Origin of the sequence: Actibacterium sp. EMB200-NS6 (assembly GCF_001305615.1) — a bacterium.
Taxonomy (GTDB): domain Bacteria; phylum Pseudomonadota; class Alphaproteobacteria; order Rhodobacterales; family Rhodobacteraceae; genus Actibacterium_A; species Actibacterium_A naphthalenivorans.
The window spans coordinates 79,720-97,770 of record NZ_CP010869.1 but is presented as its reverse complement, the minus strand read 5'-3'; the positions used below and the strand labels follow the sequence as shown (position 1 = coordinate 97,770).

Genomic DNA, 18,051 nt, shown 5'->3' with positions numbered 1-18,051 from the left:
TTACTGCGCCGCGTTCCGGATCGACGTCATCTCGCGCAGATATTGCGCGAATTCGTCATGCAACTCTTCGCGGGCCAGGCCAAAGGCCACCGTTGCCTGCAGGAACCCCGCCTTGGAGCCGCAGTCGAACCGCTGGCCACGGAAACGGAAACCGTAAACCCCATCCGGCTCGTCGATCTGGGCGGCGATCGAATCCGTCAGCTGAATTTCCCCGCCCGCACCCTGCTTCATCTTGTTGATGTTGTGCAGAACCTTGGGCGTCAGAATATAGCGGCCGATCACGGCAAGGTTCGAAGGCGCCTTGTCGGCATCCGGCTTTTCAACCATTCCGGCGACGGAAACCATGTGGCCCATGTCCTTGCGCACATCCAGAACACCATAGGCGCTGATCTTGTCATGCGGCACTTCCATCGCCGCAACCATGTTGCCGCCGGTTTCCTCATAGGCCTCGACCATCTGCTGAAGGCAGGGCTTTTCGGCGGCGATGACGTCATCGGGCAGGATGACGGCGAAAGGCTCGTTCGCGATCAGCCGCCGCGCGCACCAGACCGCATGCCCGAGGCCAAGCGCCTTTTGCTGCCGGATATAGGCAATCGCGCCACTTTCCATGTTGGTGGCCTTGAGAACCTCCAGCAGGTCGTCCTTGCCCTTCTTGCGCAGTTCCGCCTCGAGGTGCGGCGCGTGGTCGAAGTAATCTTCCAGCGCGCTCTTGCCGCGCGAGGTGACGAAAATGAATTCCTTGATACCGGCGGCGCGGGCCTCGTCGATCGCGTATTGGATCAACGGGCGGTCAACCAGCGTCATGATTTCCTTGGGAACAGATTTGGTCGCTGGCAGGAAGCGGGTTCCCAAGCCGGCGACTGGAAAGATTGCTTTGGTTACTTTACGTTTCATAGCTCCACCATGCTCCAAGCCTGTTCGATCATAATGCGGCTGACACACTCACGAAACACAAGTCGTCCTTCAGCCCTGTGTACGCACCTTATGTCTCAGCGATGCAAATATTAACCGTCAATTCCCACTATTGGTTGCATCACCCCGCGCCAAAGGGGAATTATTGCGAATTGTTGCCTCAAAACTTCGCACATGCGACAGGCGCGCCTTTTCCCTTTGCACACGCGTGTGAAAGCCCGCGATCCGGAACAGGGGCTGCCCTCTGTCGGAGCGTCCGAAAAGGCCGCCGGTCTGCTCCCAGTATCCCGGCTGGCGAAACCGCATCCGGTGAAAGAAAGAGGTCGGGCTGAACAGAAACAGGGTTACGGGTTGTCCTCCGTAAACAAGGGTTTCTGCGTTGCGGCGAAGGCGCCTGGCCTGCCATGCCCGCCCGGCAAGCAGGAGATGCCCGCGCCCCGGCATCCCCGGAAAAGGCCGGAACGGCTCTGTCGCCGGGGGCAGCGGCGCGCGGGCCCGAATCGGGCGCGAAAGCCCGTCGGCCAGCCCCGCCTCCAGATCATCCATCAGGCGCCGCAGGTCGCGCGGGCTCAGGTTGCCCCGGACAATTTGTCGCACCACTCGGCGCCGTTCGTCCGCTCGTAGCCGCGCGAAACCGGCGGCCCGATCGGGCTCCGGTGCGAATTTGCGCAGGTAAACTGCGGTACTGGCCCCGTTTTCGAACAAGGACAGCGGCGCGCGCGTCGCGGTGCGGCGCGGGCTGGGGGCAAAGCTGTGATGAACCTGGGCCAGCGGCACGATGGCCGTCACCGCGCCGTCCAACGCCAGGCGCATGTTCACGTCCGTTTCATCCAGAAAGAAGCGGTAGGCGGGATCGAACCCGCCGATTCGCGCCAGAGCCGCACGGCGAAAGGCCATGTTGGTTCCCTCCGTCTTGATCGCGCGCTCCGGCGTTCCGCGATGAAGGCTGGGCGCGCCCTGCGGCACCTCCAGCGGCATATGGCGGCCGAGCCGGTCAACCGTCCGCGCCTTCCACTGAAAGGATATGCCGTTGCGTCCCCGCACAAAGCCGCTGGCCGCCGCCACCTGCGCATCCCGGAACGGGCCGGTCAGATGGGTCAGCCACGTCGGCTCGGCCACCGCATCATCATCGATGAAGGCCACCACATCGCCCGCCGCCACGGACAGCCCGGCGTTGCGGGCCGCCGAAACGCCCGGTGCCTCGACCACCACTTGCTTGACCGCGCGGCCCAGCCCCAGGGCGCGAACCGCCGCCAGGCCCCGCGCGTCGGCGGCCACGACAACCTCGAATTCCGCGAAATCAAGCTGTGTCAGAGACGTAAGGCACCGTGAAAGCGCCTCGGGCCGCTGATGGCTGGCAACCACCACGCTGACCCGAAGGCCATCGCTCATTCCACGCCCATGCCAATCAGCATGGCTTCGATCCGGGGCACGTCTTCGGGGTTGTTCAACTCCCAGAACTGCCGCCCGCGCGCCGCTACCTCGACACACAGAACCGGGCGCTCCCGCTCCAGGAACCGAAGCTGCTCCAGCCCTTCAAGCTGTTCCAGCGGCCCCGCCGCCCAGCGCGGATAGGCCGCCAGCGCCGAGGGGCGATAGGCATAGACACCCACATGGTGAAACACCGGGGTTTCCGCGTCATCGGCGTAGGTCCGGCCCGTATAGGGGATGACTTCCTTGGAGAAATACAGCGCCTTGCGATCCTGCCCGAACACGGCGGTCGTGCCGCCGACACGGCCCGCGCGGCGATCCTCCAGCAGCGCGTTCAGCGTCTGCCCGTCGCAGCGCAATACCGGAGTCGCGACCTCGGCCACCGGATCGGCGCGCAGACCGGCCACCAGCTCTTCGACGAACCACGCCGGCGTCAGCGGTGCGTCGCCCTGCAGGTTGACCACGATGTCGAACCCGCCGCCCAGCGCGTCATAAGCCTCGGCGCAGCGTTCGGTGCCGTTGGCACAGCTCTCGGAGGTCATCACCACCTCGGCCCCGAAGGTCTGCGCCGCGAGCCGGATCCGATCATCATCGGTGGCCACGACGACGCGCGGATCGCCGGGCACCGCACAGGCGGCCTCCCACGAGCGCTGAATCAGGCTCTTTTCCAGCCCGTTCGCGCCTTTCAGCCCGACCAGCGGCTTGCCCGGATAGCGGGTCGAGGCATAGCGCGCCGGGATGACGATCAGAACCGGCATCAGGCGTCTTTCAGCTCCACACCCGGCGAGGTGACGATGAAGAACGGGTTTTCATAGATCGGCTTGCCATAGGTCAGCGGGCTGTGATCATCGAACCGCAGCACCTGTCCGCCCGCGCCCAGGACAACGGCATGGCCTGCGGCAGTGTCCCATTCCATCGTGCGGCCGAGGCGCGGGTAGATATCCGCCTCGCCGGTTGCCACGAGGCAGAACTTCAGCGAAGACCCCGCGCTCGTCATATCCTTCACCGCGTATTTGGCGATGTAATCATCCGTCGCCTGATCGCGATGAGACTTGGAGGCAACGACGACCAGCGCATTGTTGTCAGGGGTGGATACCTTGATCGGCTTGAGCGCGCCCGCCTGATCCAGCGCCAGATCGCCGGTCTCCTCGACCGACGTGCCATCGGCCGTCGTATAGAACAGCCGACCCTTCGCCGGTGCGTAGACGACACCGCGCACCGGCACGCCGGCCTCGACATAGGCGATGTTCACCGTGAAATCGCCGCGGCGCTTGACGAATTCCTTGGTGCCGTCGAGCGGATCGACGATCAGGAAATTCTCGGCGCTTTCGGCGTGGCTGTCGGCCTGTTCCTCGGTCACGATCAGAACATCGGGAAAGGCGGCTTTCAGCGCGGCAGAGATCATCGCGTCCGCGGCCTCATCCGCCTCCGTCACCGGGCTTTCGTCTGATTTCGACTTCACTTCGAAATCGTCTGCCTCATAGATTTCCATGATTTTCGCACCGGCTTCCAGCGCGGCGCGGCGGCAGACCGTTTCCAATTTCCGATAGTCCAATGCCCTGTCTCCTTGAACCCGATGACCGTTTTCCCCGCATATGCCGGGACATTGTAAGAATTTCACAATCCCCTTATGATCGGGTGCAAAGGGATCGGCAAGCCGGGCATCGCGGGATACCGGCACCGTCGCAATGGCAGGCATATCATGTTCGAGTCGCGAAAACCCCGCAGCGGTGTACGAGGCGCAGCAAGCCTGCTGACGCTTATCTATCACTCGACCGTCCGGAACATCCGCCGCAGCCATGGCAACGCCTTGATCGGGTTGATCATGAACATCATGCAGACCGTGATGTTCGTCACTGTCTTCTACATCATGTTCTCAGTCCTCGGGATGAAGGGGAACGCCATTCGCGGCGATTTTCTGCTGTACATCATGTCGGGCATCTTCCTGTTCATGACCCATAACAAGGCGATGGGCGCGGTCGTCGGGTCCGAGGGGCCGACCTCGCCAATGATGAAACATGCGCCGATGAACACGATCGTCGCCATCAGCTCGGCGGCGCTCAGCGCGCTCTACGTCCAGATCCTTTCAATGACGGTGGTGCTGTTCGTCTACCACGTCGCCTTTACACCGATCGAGATCGAAAACCCCGTGGCGGCCATGGGTATGGTGCTGCTGTCATGGTTCTCGGGCGCGGCCATCGGCATGATCTTTCTGGCCGTCAAACCCTGGTTCCCGGCGTTCACCGGCATCGCATCGACTATCTACCAGCGGGCGAACATGATCGCGTCGGGCAAGATGTTCGTTGCCAACACCCTGCCCGGCTACATGCTGGTCATGTTCGACTGGAACCCGCTGTTTCACACGATCGACCAGAACCGGGGATTTATCTTCATCAACTACAACCCGCATTTCTCGTCGGTCTCCTACCCTGTCTACGTGTCTCTCGCCCTGCTGATGCTCGGCCTGATGGGGGAGTTCTATACCCGCAAACATGCCTCGATCAGCTGGAGTTCCGGGCAATAGGAATAGGGCGTCAATCGACGACGCGCAGCGTCAGGTTGATCCGCCCGCCGCGCGGCAGGAGCGCGGAAGAGCCCGGGCGGATCCGGTCTACCCCGTGATAGGCAAGCCGCGCCGCCCCCCCCATCACCATCACGTCGCCCGACTGCAGCCAGATGCTCTGCGTGCTGCCGCCCCGCGTCGTGTTGCCGATCCGGAACAACCCGTCATCCCCCAGCGAGATGGAAACGACGGGAAAGCCGAAATCAGCCTCGTCCCTGTCCTGGTGCATCCCCATCCGGGCATCGGCATCATAGAAATTGACAAGGCAGCAATCGGGCGCCCGCTCCAGCCCGGTCACCGAATGCCAGACCGAAAGAACCTCCGGCGGTATCGGTGGCCACGGCGACCCGCCCGGATGGCGCGGCACGTAGCGATAGCCGGACCTGTCCGAATACCACCCGTACCGCCCGGCAGAGGTCATGCGCACCCGCATCGGCTTGCCATAGGGCGTCATCGGCGAAAACAGCGGCGCGGCCCGGATCACCCCGCGCAACGCCCCGACAAGCGCCGCCTGTGCGGCCAGGTCCAGGTAGGTGCGGAACAGCTCGAACCCGCGCAACACAACCGTCGGTCGCGGCAGGCCCGAAGAAACACCCGGTCTGATCGGCCTTTTCACCCCATTCCCTCACATTTCCGTCATTTCCGCGGCTTGCAGCGCTCCGGACCGCTCCTTATATACGCCCAGAAGCATGATCGGGGCCATTCCCCCGGTCGAAATTGGGATCGGAGAGCGGAAGCCTTTTCAGGGTCCGTTTTCGCATAATCGCCGAAAGAAGAGGTAGAGTAATATGGCCAAAGTCATCGGGATCGACCTCGGGACGACCAACTCCTGCGTTGCCATCATGGATGGTTCGCAACCCCGGGTTATCGAAAATGCCGAAGGGGCGCGCACGACGCCCTCGATCGTCGCGTTCACGGACAATGAGCGCCTAGTGGGCCAGCCGGCAAAGCGCCAGGCTGTCACCAACCCCGCCAACACCATTTTCGCCGTCAAGCGCCTGATCGGCCGTCGTTCGGACGACCCGGAAGTCTCGAAGGACAAGGCGCATGTTTCCTATGACATCGTGGACGGCGGCAACGGCGACGCCTGGGTCGAGGTGCAGGGCGAAAAATACTCGCCGTCGCAGATCTCCGCCTTCATCCTTCAGAAAATGAAGGAAACCGCCGAAAGCTATCTGGGCGAAGAGGTCACCCAGGCTGTCATCACCGTGCCCGCCTATTTCAACGACGCACAGCGTCAGGCCACCAAGGACGCCGGCAAGATCGCCGGTCTTGAAGTGCTGCGTATCATCAACGAGCCCACTGCGGCCGCGCTCGCCTATGGCCTCGACAAGAAAGAGACCAAGACCATCGCCGTCTATGACCTTGGCGGCGGTACGTTCGACATCACCATCCTGGAAATCGACGACGGTCTGTTCGAGGTGAAATCCACCAATGGCGACACCTTCCTTGGCGGCGAAGATTTCGACATGCGGATCGTCCGCTATCTGGCCGACGAGTTCAAAAAGGAAAACGGCGTCGATCTGACGAAAGACAAGATGGCCCTGCAGCGCCTGAAGGAAGCCGCTGAAAAGGCCAAGATCGAACTGTCGTCTTCGCAGCAGACCGAAATCAACCAGCCGTTCATCAGCATGGACCCGAAGGGCGGCCAGCCGCTGCACATGGTCATGAAACTGACCCGCGCCAAGCTGGAAAGCTTGGTGAGCGATCTGATCAAGGGCTCGATGAAACCCTGCGCCGCCGCGCTGAAAGACGCGGGTCTGTCGACCTCCGACATCGACGAGGTGGTTCTGGTCGGCGGTATGACCCGGATGCCGAAAGTCGTTGAGGAAGTGACCAAGTTCTTCGGCAAGGAACCGCACAAGGGCGTGAACCCGGACGAGGTGGTGGCCATGGGCGCCGCCATTCAGGCCGGCGTTCTGCAGGGCGATGTGAAAGACGTTGTTCTGCTCGATGTGACCCCGCTGAGCCTTGGCATCGAAACGCTGGGCGGCGTGTTCACCCGCCTGATCGACCGCAACACCACGATCCCGACGAAGAAGTCGCAAGTCTTCTCCACCGCCGAAGACAACCAGAACGCCGTCACGATCCGGGTGTTCCAGGGCGAACGTGAGATGGCCGCAGACAACAAGATGCTGGGTCAGTTCAACCTTGAAGACATCCCGCCCGCACCGCGCGGCCTGCCGCAGATCGAAGTGACCTTCGATATCGACGCGAACGGCATCGTTTCGGTTTCGGCCAAGGACAAGGGCACCGGCAAGGAGCAGAACATCACGATCCAGGCATCGGGCGGTCTGTCCGACGACGAGATCGAGCAGATGGTGCGCGATGCCGAAGCCAATGCCGAGGCTGACAAGGAACGCAAGGAGCTGGTCGAAACCCGCAACCAGGCCGAAAGCCTCATCCATTCGACCGAGAAGTCGATGGAAGAGCATGCCGACAAGGTTGACCCGACCACGATCGAGGCAATCGAACTGGCGATCGGCGCGCTGAAAGAGCAGCTGGAAACCGAAGACGCGGGCAAGATCAAATCCGGCATCCAGAACGTCACCGAAGCGGCGATGAAGCTGGGCGAGGCGATCTACAAGTCGCAGCAGGAAGCCTCGGGCGAGGAAGCCCCCGACGGGATGGACGAACCGCGCGGCGTGGACGATGATATTGTCGATGCAGATTTCGAAGATCTCGACGACAAGAATCGTTCGTAAAAACGTCGGAACCCTTGTGGCCGGTCCGGGATACCGGGCCGGCCCTCGCGTGTTCCCCAAGAGGGAAAGCTGATGGCAAAACGCGACTATTATGAGGTTCTGGGCGTCGGCAAAGGCGCCTCGGCCGAAGAACTGAAAAAGGCCTATCGCACGAAGGCCAAGGAACTTCACCCCGACCGCAATGCCGACAAGCCCGATGCCGAGGCCCAGTTCAAGGAAGTGAACGAGGCCTATGAGATGCTGAAGGACCCCGAAAAGAAAGCCGCCTATGATCGGTTCGGCCACGCCGCCTTCGAAGGTGGCATGGGCGGCGGGCCGCGCGGCGGCGCGGGCGCGGGCCACGGCGATTTCGCCTCGGCCTTTTCGGATGTGTTCGACGATCTGTTCGGCGATTTCATGGGTGGCCAGCGCGGCGGCGGCGGCGGGCGCCAGCGCGCGGCGCGGGGATCGGATCTGCGCTACAATCTGCGGATATCGCTGGGCGAGGCCTATACCGGCATCCAGAAAACCATCAACGTGCCCACCTCGGTGGCCTGTTCGGCCTGCCACGGCACCGGAGCCGAAAGCGGCGCCGAGCCCACCGGCTGCCCCACCTGTTCGGGCATGGGCAAGGTGCGCGCGCAGCAGGGCTTTTTCACCGTCGAACGCACATGCCCGACCTGTGGCGGCCTGGGCCAGATCATCAAGAACCCCTGTGCCGCCTGTGGCGGTGCCGGCCGGGTTGAAAAAGAGCGTACGCTGAACGTCAACATCCCGGCAGGGGTGGAAACCGGCACCCGCATCCGTCTGGCGGGCGAGGGCGAGGCCGGGCTGCGCGGCGGCCCGACCGGCGATCTTTATATCTTCATCGAGGTGGCCGAGCACCCGATCTTTCAGCGCGAGGGCATGAATCTGTCGTGCCTGGTGCCGGTCTCGGTCAGCACCGCCGCGCTGGGGGGCGATATCGAGGTGCCCACCATCGACGGCGGCCGCAGCCGCGTGAAAATCCCCGCCGGCAGCCAGACCGGCAAACAGATGCGCCTGCGCGGCAAGGGGATGCCATCCCTGCGCGGGGCCAGCCATGGCGACATGTTCATCGAGCTGACGGTCGAGACGCCGGTGAACCTGACGTCGAAGCAAAAGGAACTCCTGCGCGAGTTCGAGAAGCTGAGCGAGCATAACAACCCCGAAAGCTCCGACTTCTTTTCGAAGGTCAAAAGCTTCTGGGACGGGATGAAAAGCTGACGCGCCCGCGTTAACCTTTCGTTCAGGATGTTCTGCAAGGGTCGGCGCATGAGCCGGCCCGACGCATTTTCAGAACCCCGCCTGCCGTTCATCGACGCGGCCGCCCCGGCAGATCCGCTGCCGGCGGGGGGGCGGCTGCCCTCCTACATCCGCGATCACCGCAAACGGCTACGCAACCGTTTCATGGAGGGCGGCGCCGCAGCGATCCCTGACTACGAGATGCTCGAGCTGGTGCTGTTCCGCGCCATCCCCCGCCAGGACGTCAAACCGCTCGCCCGTCGCCTGTTGGACAGGTTCGGTGATTTCAACCGCGTCCTCTCCGCCCCGGTTCCCCGCCTGCAAGAGGTGGAGGGCGTGGGCGATGCAGTGGTGCAGGAGCTGAAGATCATAGAAGCCGCCGCCCACCGCCTGGCCCGCGCCCGGGTGATGGAACGCCCGGTGATTTCCGGCTGGGACGCGGTGCTGGACTATTGCCATACCACCATGGCCCACCGCGAAACCGAACAGTTCCGCGTACTCTATCTCGACCGCAAGAACGTGCTGATCGCCGATGAGGAACAGGCGCGCGGAACGGTTGACCATGTTCCGGTCTACCCGCGCGAGGTGGTCAAACGTGCGCTGGAACTCAATGCATCGGCCCTGATCCTGGTGCACAACCACCCGTCGGGCGACCCGACCCCGTCGGATGCCGATATCACGATGACCAGCCAGATCAGCCACGCGGCCGAGGCGTTGAACATCGCATTGCATGATCACATCATCGTCGGCAAATCGCGCGAGCTGAGCTTTCGCTCGGCCGGTTATCTCTAACGCAGCCAGACCTCGACCCGGCGGTTCACACTGCGGCCCCACTCGGTGTCGTCACAGGCCATCGGCATCGCCTCTCCGAAGGCTTCGATGGCCAGCGCGACCCTGGATTGATCGGCGGTGACCGCGGCCGCCAGAACCGCATTGCGCACCGCCTCTGCCCGCAGACTCGATATGCGCCGGTTCACCTGCCAGTTGCCGTCACTGTCGCTGAAGCCCACGAACAATAGCTCGCGGTCATCGAACACACCGCTTTCCAGCGCCCGGGCCAGATCGGCCACATTCCCCGCCGATTGCGCGTCCAGCTTTGTCGATCCGCCGCGAAACCGGAAAGTCGGCGTCAGGCGGAAAGCGCCGCGCAGCAGCGCCACCATCCGCTGTACCTCTTCCAGCGGCACGTCCGCGCCGGCGTTGGCGATCGCATCGGCAAACCGGACGCCCTGTTCATCCAGCGCGATCTCTTCGCGCATGAGATCGACAAACCCGGCCCGCCGCACGATGCGCTGCGCGGTGGTGCTGGCCAGAAAGCCCAGAAACTCCCGCGCAAGCCGGGGCAGGCGACGTTCCGGCGTGTAAAGGAACATGGGTGCGGTAAAGGGGTAATCCTCGGTTTTCAGGTTGCGGCGGCTGGCCGAAAGCTGAATCCCGCAGGTGCCGAGCAAATTGACCGGAACCGCATTGCCAATGTCGGAAAACCGGCTGACCCCGATGGCCAGCGGATCGCGCGCCACCGCATCGGCCAGCGCAGCAGAGGAGGCATGGCGGATCACCCCCTCATCCATCACCAGGCTGAGCGGCGCCAGAAAATGATCCTCGACAGCCTGCTGGATGCCTGTGTCGGCCGGGCGCGCATGAACCGCGATGGGCGCGTCCTGCAAATCCCACTCCCGCACCACGCCCGAAAGCATCGCCGCCAGCGCCTCGACCGAAACCGAGGCCAGCGGGTTGTCCGGCGCGATGATCGGCACCAGCGCATCCAGCGCCACGATGCGGCTGCGGGCGGGCTCCGACAGATCGCCAAGCCCGGCCTCGATACCGCGCACAACCTCGTCGGGCCGGACCTCGCGCATGGCCATGGCGATATCGGCATCGCCCGTCAGCATGTCGGCAAAGCCTTCCGAGGTCGAACTGATGCGAAATCCGATATGCGCCACGACCCGCTCCGTGGCCGGATCGGAGAGGGTGAAGGTGAAATGCCTGTCGTCCTGCGCGGCCCGGCCAAGCGACAGGCCGCGACGGGCGGCAAAACCCTCGATCAGCGCGGGCATCAGAACCTCGCCCAACGCCGGTTCACCGGCAAAGGTGAACTCGGCGATATAGGCATCCAGATCGGGGCAGCCGACGCCGGAACACAGCACCGCCTGCCCATCCAGAACCAGCGGGCCGTAAACCGTGCTCAGCCGGTAAAATTCGCCGTCAAAGGAAAGAAGCGTGCCGCTAAGCGCGACCGACCCGTCACGCGACGTGAGGGTGACATCCTGCGCTATGGCAGCCATCGGAAGCACAAGGAAAAAAAGCACGGCCGTACGAACCGCGCGGAAAATAACTACAAACATGCGTCATACTGCTTCTCATCAGTTGCGCGCGATCTTCAGGTCTCGCAAAATGTTTTTCAACACAAGAAATTCGCCCACCGCAGAACAGTCTGGCATCGTAAGCGCAAGATCAGCAACCTGAAGCTGTTCATCGACACCGGGCTGCAATGTTTCGGCGAAAAGCTCCTGCCCGCAGTTGGCCTCTGTCACCTCGGCCTCGATGCTGACGCGCACAACCCCGCTATCGTGGCCCTGGCCTTCGGGATAGCTGTAAACCTCGGCGGTGCGCGAGGCGGGCAGCGAAAGATCGCCAAGTTCCACAAGAAAACCGCCGCGCCCCTCGGCCCCGTAGCCGGGTGTGCGCGGGGCACCCGCCCAGACATGCCCGGCATCGCCATATCCCGCACCGAACTCGAGCGCATGTATCTGCATTGCGCCCTGGCCATAACGCAGCAGCGCGACCCGCTCATACTCATCCGCATCCGGCACCGTGACCGTGCCCGTCAGAATCTTTCCGTCCTCGAACCGAACCACAAAGGCCGCGACACGTGAAAGCGCAGGGATCCGGGCGTTCACCACCCCGGTATTCGTCGTGCGCATCGCGAACTGAAGCAGCCCGTGGGAAATTTCCACCCGCTCATCCGGCCGGCAGGGAGCGACCAGCGACAGGACAACCATGGCCGCTTCCGCCACTGAAACGCTCAGCTTCGGCTCACAGGGAAGACCGTATTGGTTGAGATCCGCGCCGACGCGGTTTGGCGAATGAAAATTCATATCCAGCGGTGCAAGACGGCGCGACACCTCGATCGCGCCCGGGCTGTAAAGCCGCGCCTCGCCCGCAGCAAGTGGCGCGAAGGGAAGCACGATACCCGCTTGCGGATCGTCGCCCGCCGCGTTTTCCTCTACAGGGGCGGACAGCGCGATCATGTTTTCCAGATCGAAACGGGGTGCGGGCGCATAGGCCACCTGTTGCGCGGTGGCGCTGGATTGGTTTGACCCGCCGAAATACCGGTCTGAATGCTGCACCAACTCGCCCGACGCCGCGGCAACAAGCACCGTAAGGCCAAACACAATGAATTTGGGATCGAGTTTCACAGCGCACCTTTTTGCTCTTCGACCTCGCCCAAACTAGAAAACGAAAGGGGCGGCTGCGTGGCAGTTTTGCGGATTGCTGTAAATTAGTGGATAGTCTGTTTCACACCGCATGTTGCGAAACGGGGCAAACTCTCCACGAAATCCCGTTTCTGCGGCGCAGAATGGGGCAATCTCGCCCCAGTCCCGCCAAAATTTGTGCCGACTGTCAGACCAAGCGCCCGTGGCAATGCTTGAATTTCTTGCCGGAGCCACAGGGGCAAAGATCGTTGCGGCCGGGATTGCCCCAGGTCGTCGGATCGTTTTCGTGGAACCCGTCGGCAACGGGTTCGGGCGTGTCGGCAACCGGGGCTTCGGCGGCGGGTTGCAGCGCCCGCTGCTGCTGCAACAACTGTTGCATCATCTGCGTCTGCTCGTCTTCGGACAGGGGGCGTACCTGCGCCAGCTTCTCTGTCACATCCACGCGCAGCGCGTTCAGCAGGTTTTCGAACAGGGTAAAGGCTTCGGTCTTGTATTCGCTCAACGGATCACGCTGGGCATAGCCACGGAACCCGACGACCGAGCGCAGATGCTCCAGCGTCAGAAGATGTTCGCGCCATTTGGTGTCGATCGTCTGCAGCAGGATCTGCTTTTCGATGTTGCGCATGTTTTCGGGGCCGAACTGCACCGCCTTGGCCGCCATCGCCTCATCCGCCGCCTTGGCGATCCGGGCGCGCAGCACTTCATCATCCACGCCCTCTTCCTGGGCCCAGGCGATGATCGGCGCGTCGATGTTCAGCTTTTCCAACACCGCGGCATAAAGCCCTTCGGCATCCCACTGATCGGCATAGGAGCGCGCGGGGATAAAACTGTCGACCAGATCGTCGATCACCTGATGGCGCATGTCCTGCACGATCTCCGACAGATCGGCCGCCTCCATGATCTCGCGCCGCTGGCTGAAGATCACCTTGCGCTGGTCGTTCATCACATCATCGAATTTCAGCAGATGTTTGCGGATGTCGAAGTTGCGCCCCTCGACCTTGGCCTGTGCCTTTTCCAGCGATTTGTTGACCCACGGATGAACGATGGCCTCGCCTTCCTTCATCCCGAGGCCCGAGAGCACCTTGTCGAGCCGTTCCGAGCCGAAGATGCGCATCAGGTCATCCTCAAGGCTCAGGAAGAAAGACGACCGGCCCGGGTCGCCCTGACGGCCAGACCGGCCGCGCAGCTGATTGTCGATCCGGCGGCTTTCGTGACGTTCGGTGGCCAGCACATACAACCCGCCGGCCGCCAGCACCTTTTCCTTTTCGTCGGCATGTTCGGCGGCGATGCGGGCGCGCACCTGTTCGGGATCGGCCTCGGGGTCGGCGTCCAGCGCCTCCATCACCTGCATCTCGATATTGCCGCCAAGCTGAATGTCGGTGCCCCGGCCGGCCATGTTGGTGGCGATGGTCACCGCACCCAGACGGCCCGCATCGGCCACGATCTTGGCTTCCTGCTCGTGGTGCCGGGCGTTCAGCACGTTATGCGGAACACCGGCCTCTTTCAGCAGCGACGAGAGAAACTCCGACTTCTCGATCGACGTCGTGCCGACAAGCAGCGGCTGGCCCTTCGCATGGGCCTCTTTGATGGCAATGACGATGGCCTCGAACTTTTCGCGCGCCGAACGATAGACCTGATCATGCTCATCCACGCGGGCGATCGGCCGGTTGGTCGGCACCTCGACCACGCCAAGGCCATAGATCTCGGCAAATTCCTCGGCTTCGGTCAGGGCCGTACCCGTCATCCCGGCCAGCTTGCCGTAGAGCCGGAAATAATTCTGGAAGGTGACAGACGCCAGCGTGACGTTTTCGGGCTGAATCGTCACGCCTTCCTTAGCCTCGATCGCCTGATGCAGACCGTCCGACAGCCGCCGCCCGGCCATCATTCGCCCGGTGAATTCGTCGATCAGCATCACCTGCCCGTCGCGGACGATATAGTCCTTGTCCTTGTGGAACAGCTTGTGCGCCTTCAGGCCCTGGGTGGCATGATGCACGATGGTGGTGCTTTCCGGATCATAGAGCGATTGCCCCTCGGGCAGGATGCCCGCCTTGGAAAGCTGCTCTTCCATGAACTCGTTGCCATCTTCGGTGAAGGTGACATTGCGCTGCTTTTCGTCCAGCTCGTAATGCTCTTCGGTCAGCAGCGGCACGATCTGATCCAGCGCCACGTACAGGTCGGATCGGTCCTGGCTGGGCCCGGAGATGATCAGCGGCGTCCGCGCCTCATCGATCAGGATCGAATCCACCTCGTCGACGATCGCAAAGTTATGCCCGCGCTGCGAAAGCTGGCTGAGTTCGGATTTCATGTTGTCGCGCAGATAGTCGAACCCAAGCTCGTTGTTCGTGGCATAGGTCACATCGGCGGCGTAGGCGGCCTGTTTTTCATCTTCGGGCTGCTGCGGATAGATCACGCCGCAGGTCATGCCCAGCGTGTTGAAGACCTTGCCCATCCATTCCGCGTCACGCTTGGCCAGGTAATCGTTGACGGTGACGATATGCACGCCCTTGCCCGTCAGCGCGTTCAGATAGGCCGGGAAGGTGGCGACCAGGGTCTTGCCCTCGCCCGTCTTCATTTCGGCGATATTGCCCTCGTGCAGAAAGATGCCGCCCATAAGCTGCGTGTCGAACGCCCGCAGGCCAAGTGTGCGGCGCGCGGCCTCGCGGCAGTTGGCAAAGGCCTCGGGCAGAAGCGCTTCGAGGCTTTCGCCGTCTTTCGCGCGCTGCGCCAGTTCCGTGGTCTTCTGCTTGATCCCCTCGTCGCTCAGCGCCTCGAACTCGGGCTCCAGCGCATTGATCTTCTCCACGATCGGAGCGGTGGCTTTGATCTTGCGGTCGTTCGGCGTGCCAAAAACCTTTTTGGCGAGTGTTCCGATGCCCAGCATGTTTTCTCCGCGTGGTGGCTCTTTTTCGGGATCGTGAAAGAGGATGCCTTGCCCGCCCCCCTTCGCGCCCCTAGGTAGGGCCAAGAAACAAGGGCGGTCCGGCGCTTTCGGACCATGTTGCGATGTAAGCGCCCGCCCAATGAGTGTCAACGTCGCCAGACCGCGCGGCTGCAAAGGAGTTGCCTTGATGCCTTCCCCGATGAAATCCGTGATTGCCGCCGTTCTGGCGATCGGCCTTTCGGTTCCCGCCCTCGCCGCCGAGCAGGACGCCGGCACCGTCGTCGCCACCGTGGGTGAAACGGAAATCACCCTTGGCGAGATGATCATGATGGCCTCGCAACTTCCGCAGGAATATCAGGCCCTGCCCGATGATGTTCTGTTCGATGCGCTGCTCGACGAGCTGGTGCGCCAGACCGCCGTCGCCAACACGCTGGACGGTGCCGTTCCCGAAATCGCGCGCATCGCATTGCTGAACGAACGCCGCGCGATTCTCGCCAGCGCCGCGATGAACGAGATCGCCACCGCCGCCGTGACCGACGAGGCGATCACCGACGCCTATCAGGCGCAATACGCCAGTGCCGAGCCCGAGACGGAATACAATGCCTCGCACATCCTGGTGGAAACCGAGGAAGAGGCGGCAGAGCTGAAAGCCGCGCTCGATACCGGTGCCGATTTTACCGAGCTGGCGAAAGAAAAATCCACCGGCCCCTCGGGCCCGTCGGGCGGAGAGCTTGGCTGGTTCACGGCCGGCATGATGGTCAAACCCTTTGAAGACGCGGTGATGTCGATGGAGGCGGGCACGGTTTCCGACCCGGTCGAAACCCAGTTCGGCTGGCATGTGATCCGCCTGAACGAAACCCGCGACAAACCCGCCCCCGAGCTTGACGCCGTCCGGGGCGAGATCGCGGGCGCGCTGCAAAAGGCCGCTGTCGAGGCCGCCGTGGCCAAGATCACCGAAGAAGCCACAGTGACCCGGACCGAAACAGAGATTGACCCCGCCGCCCTGCGTAATATGCAATTGCTGACAGACTGATCAGCAAAGGAACTGCGGATGGCCAAGGACACCAAGAAGAAGAAGCTAAAGACGTCCACGAAGAAGGATGCCGCCAAGGCCAAGGCCAAGGACACCGCAAAAAAATCGGCGAAAACGGGCAAGAAGCCCGCCAAGGCGACACCCGCTGTCGCCGCGCCGAAGCCGGCGCCGCTGATCTCTCCGCTCGCGCCGGCGGGCGGGCTGCCCACGCTTCCGGCTATTGCCGGCGTTACCTTCGCCAGCGCAGAGGCAGGGGTGCGCTACAAGGGCCGGGTGGATGTCATGCTCGCGCATCTGGTGCCCGGCACGCAGATGGCCGGGGTTTTCACCCGTTCCGCCACCCGGGCCGCGCCTGTTCTGGATTGTCAGGAAAAGATCGGCAAGCCGGCCGATAACGCCGGTGCCGCCATCATTGTGAACGCGGGCAACGCCAACGCCTTTACCGGCGCGAACGGACGCGAGGCGGTTTCCGCCATCACCGCAGCCGTCGCCGCAGCCACCAATGTGCCCGAAGGGCGGGTCTTTTCCTCGTCTACCGGCGTGATCGGCGCACCGCTTCCCTATGAGCGTATAACGGCCGTTCTGGGCGATATGGCCGCGCGCCTTGACGCCGGTGGCATGGCCGACGCCGCCCGCGCCATCATGACGACCGACACCTTCCCGAAGGCCGCCACGGCCACCATCGAGATAGAGGGACAACCCATCACGATCGCCGGTATCGCCAAAGGCTCCGGCATGATCGCGCCCGATATGGCGACGATGCTGGTCTATATCTTCACCGATGCGAAAATCGCCCGGCCACCGCTGCAAAAGCTGCTGTCGAAGCTGACAGACGAAACCTTCAACGCGATAACGGTCGACGGCGACACCTCGACCTCCGACACGCTGCTTTTGGCCGCGACCGGCCAAAGCGCCGCGCCTGAAATCACCGATCTGCGCAGCAAACCGGCACGGGAATTCGCCGCCGCGCTGAAATCCGTGATGCTGGATCTGGCGCATCAGGTCGTAAAAGACGGCGAAGGCGCCACGAAATTCGTGGAGGTCACGGTGACCGGTGCGCAAACGGATGCGGATGCGCGCAAGGTGGCCATGGCCATCGCGAACTCGCCGCTGGTGAAAACCGCGATCGCCGGCGAAGATCCCAATTGGGGCCGCGTCGTGATGGCTGTCGGAAAATCGGGCGCGACGGCCGACCGGGATCTGCTGTCGATCCGGTTCGGGGATATTCTGGTGGCCGAAAACGGCTGGGTCTCGCCCGGCTACACCGAAGAGGCGGGCGCGAGCTACATGAAGCAGCAGGAACTGGTGATCGGCGTCGATCTGGGGCTCGGACGAGGCAAATCCACGGTCTGGACCTGCGACCTCACCCATCGCTACATCGACATCAACGCCGACTACCGGTCATGAAAATCGTCCTGGTTTCGGCCGTCGCGCTGATCGACGTGGACGGGCGTGTGCTTCTGGCGCAGCGTCCCGAAGGGAAATCCATGGCCGGGCTGTGGGAATTTCCCGGCGGCAAGGTCGAACCGGGCGAAACCCCCGAGGCGGCGCTGATCCGCGAACTGGAGGAAGAGCTGGGCATCGACACCTGGGAAAGTTGCCTGGCGCCACTGACCTTCGCCAGCCATGCCTATGACGATTTTCACCTGCTGATGCCGCTTTACGCCTGCCGCAAATGGAAGGGCATTCCGCAATCGCGCGAGGGGCAAGAGCTGAAATGGGTGCGTGCCGCCGAGCTGAAGAATCACCCGATGCCCCCCGCCGACATCCCGTTGATTCCGCTGCTAAGGGACTGGCTTTAGAAAGATATTAACCTTCTTCGCGCAATTTAACTGCAGTTGCACAGC

Annotated in this window: 15 protein-coding genes; 7 read left to right on the top strand and 8 right to left on the bottom strand. The window is 62.8% G+C overall.

Features of this window, described 5'->3' with window-relative positions:
• From galU to cysQ, 4 genes are all read right to left on the bottom strand, one after another.
• Positions 1-894 (bottom strand): UTP--glucose-1-phosphate uridylyltransferase GalU, encoded by an 894-nt coding sequence (gene galU / locus TQ29_RS00470; protein ID WP_037203693.1) that lies wholly within the window; start codon positions 892-894, stop codon positions 1-3.
• A 117-nt stretch (positions 895-1,011) separates the two neighbouring features.
• On the bottom strand, positions 1,012-2,304 hold the full coding sequence (locus TQ29_RS00465) for a glycosyltransferase family 2 protein (protein ID WP_082386481.1): 1,293 nt from the start codon (positions 2,302-2,304) through the stop codon (positions 1,012-1,014).
• Positions 2,301-3,101 carry a 3-deoxy-manno-octulosonate cytidylyltransferase gene (locus TQ29_RS00460; RefSeq protein ID WP_054537585.1) on the bottom strand — a complete coding sequence of 267 codons (801 nt, stop codon included), beginning with the start codon at positions 3,099-3,101 and terminating at the stop codon, positions 2,301-2,303. The genes TQ29_RS00465 and TQ29_RS00460 overlap by 4 nt, the downstream gene beginning before the upstream one ends.
• Complete coding sequence (gene cysQ, locus TQ29_RS00455) at positions 3,101-3,898, bottom strand: 3'(2'),5'-bisphosphate nucleotidase CysQ (RefSeq protein WP_054537584.1); 798 nt, start codon at positions 3,896-3,898, stop codon at positions 3,101-3,103. The genes TQ29_RS00460 and cysQ overlap by 1 nt, the downstream gene beginning before the upstream one ends.
• A 147-nt stretch (positions 3,899-4,045) precedes the next feature.
• On the opposite strand from cysQ, the gene TQ29_RS00450 reads away from it, so the two are divergent.
• Positions 4,046-4,867, top strand: a complete 822-nt coding sequence (locus tag TQ29_RS00450; RefSeq protein WP_054540260.1) for an ABC transporter permease — start codon at positions 4,046-4,048, stop codon at positions 4,865-4,867.
• Between the two features lie 10 nt (positions 4,868-4,877).
• Here TQ29_RS00450 and TQ29_RS00445 read toward each other — a convergent pair whose 3' ends face one another.
• Positions 4,878-5,522, bottom strand: coding sequence for an alpha-ketoglutarate-dependent dioxygenase AlkB (locus TQ29_RS00445; RefSeq protein WP_255353359.1), 645 nt, complete (start codon positions 5,520-5,522; stop codon positions 4,878-4,880).
• Positions 5,523-5,694: 172 nt separating this feature from the next.
• Here TQ29_RS00445 and dnaK point away from each other — a divergent pair, with 172 nt between their 5' ends.
• From dnaK to radC, 3 genes are all read left to right on the top strand, one after another.
• Complete coding sequence (dnaK, locus tag TQ29_RS00440) at positions 5,695-7,611, top strand: molecular chaperone DnaK (RefSeq protein WP_054537583.1); 1,917 nt, start codon at positions 5,695-5,697, stop codon at positions 7,609-7,611.
• Positions 7,612-7,683: 72 nt separating this feature from the next.
• Positions 7,684-8,835, top strand: a complete 1,152-nt coding sequence (dnaJ, locus tag TQ29_RS00435) for a molecular chaperone DnaJ (protein ID WP_054537582.1) — start codon at positions 7,684-7,686, stop codon at positions 8,833-8,835.
• Positions 8,836-8,883: 48 nt separating this feature from the next.
• On the top strand, positions 8,884-9,645 hold the full coding sequence (radC, locus tag TQ29_RS00430; protein ID WP_054537581.1) for a DNA repair protein RadC: 762 nt from the start codon (positions 8,884-8,886) through the stop codon (positions 9,643-9,645).
• On the opposite strand, the gene TQ29_RS00425 is transcribed toward radC, so the two are convergent.
• The 3 genes from TQ29_RS00425 to secA all read right to left on the bottom strand — a co-directional run bounded on the left by TQ29_RS00425 (position 9,642) and on the right by secA (position 15,171).
• A complete protein-coding gene (locus tag TQ29_RS00425; RefSeq protein WP_054540258.1) occupies positions 9,642-11,138 on the bottom strand; it encodes a phosphate ABC transporter substrate-binding/OmpA family protein in 1,497 nt (498 codons plus the stop codon). The two genes, radC and TQ29_RS00425, sit on opposite strands and share 4 nt — an antisense overlap.
• Positions 11,139-11,216: 78 nt before the next feature.
• A complete protein-coding gene (locus tag TQ29_RS00420) occupies positions 11,217-12,272 on the bottom strand; it encodes a hypothetical protein (protein WP_054537580.1) in 1,056 nt (351 codons plus the stop codon).
• Between the two features lie 205 nt (positions 12,273-12,477).
• A complete protein-coding gene (secA, locus tag TQ29_RS00415) occupies positions 12,478-15,171 on the bottom strand; it encodes a preprotein translocase subunit SecA (protein ID WP_054537579.1) in 2,694 nt (897 codons plus the stop codon).
• A 187-nt stretch (positions 15,172-15,358) separates the two neighbouring features.
• On the opposite strand from secA, the gene TQ29_RS00410 reads away from it, so the two are divergent.
• The 3 genes from TQ29_RS00410 to mutT are packed head-to-tail and all read left to right on the top strand — an operon-like array spanning position 15,359 to position 18,006.
• A complete protein-coding gene (locus TQ29_RS00410) occupies positions 15,359-16,204 on the top strand; it encodes a peptidylprolyl isomerase (RefSeq protein ID WP_054537578.1) in 846 nt (281 codons plus the stop codon).
• An 18-nt stretch (positions 16,205-16,222) separates the two neighbouring features.
• On the top strand, positions 16,223-17,611 hold the full coding sequence (argJ, locus tag TQ29_RS00405) for a bifunctional glutamate N-acetyltransferase/amino-acid acetyltransferase ArgJ (RefSeq protein WP_082386478.1): 1,389 nt from the start codon (positions 16,223-16,225) through the stop codon (positions 17,609-17,611).
• On the top strand, positions 17,608-18,006 hold the full coding sequence (gene mutT, locus TQ29_RS00400; RefSeq protein WP_037203710.1) for an 8-oxo-dGTP diphosphatase MutT: 399 nt from the start codon (positions 17,608-17,610) through the stop codon (positions 18,004-18,006). Before argJ ends, mutT begins: the two co-directional genes overlap by 4 nt.
• The last annotated feature ends 45 nt before the right edge of the window (positions 18,007-18,051 follow it).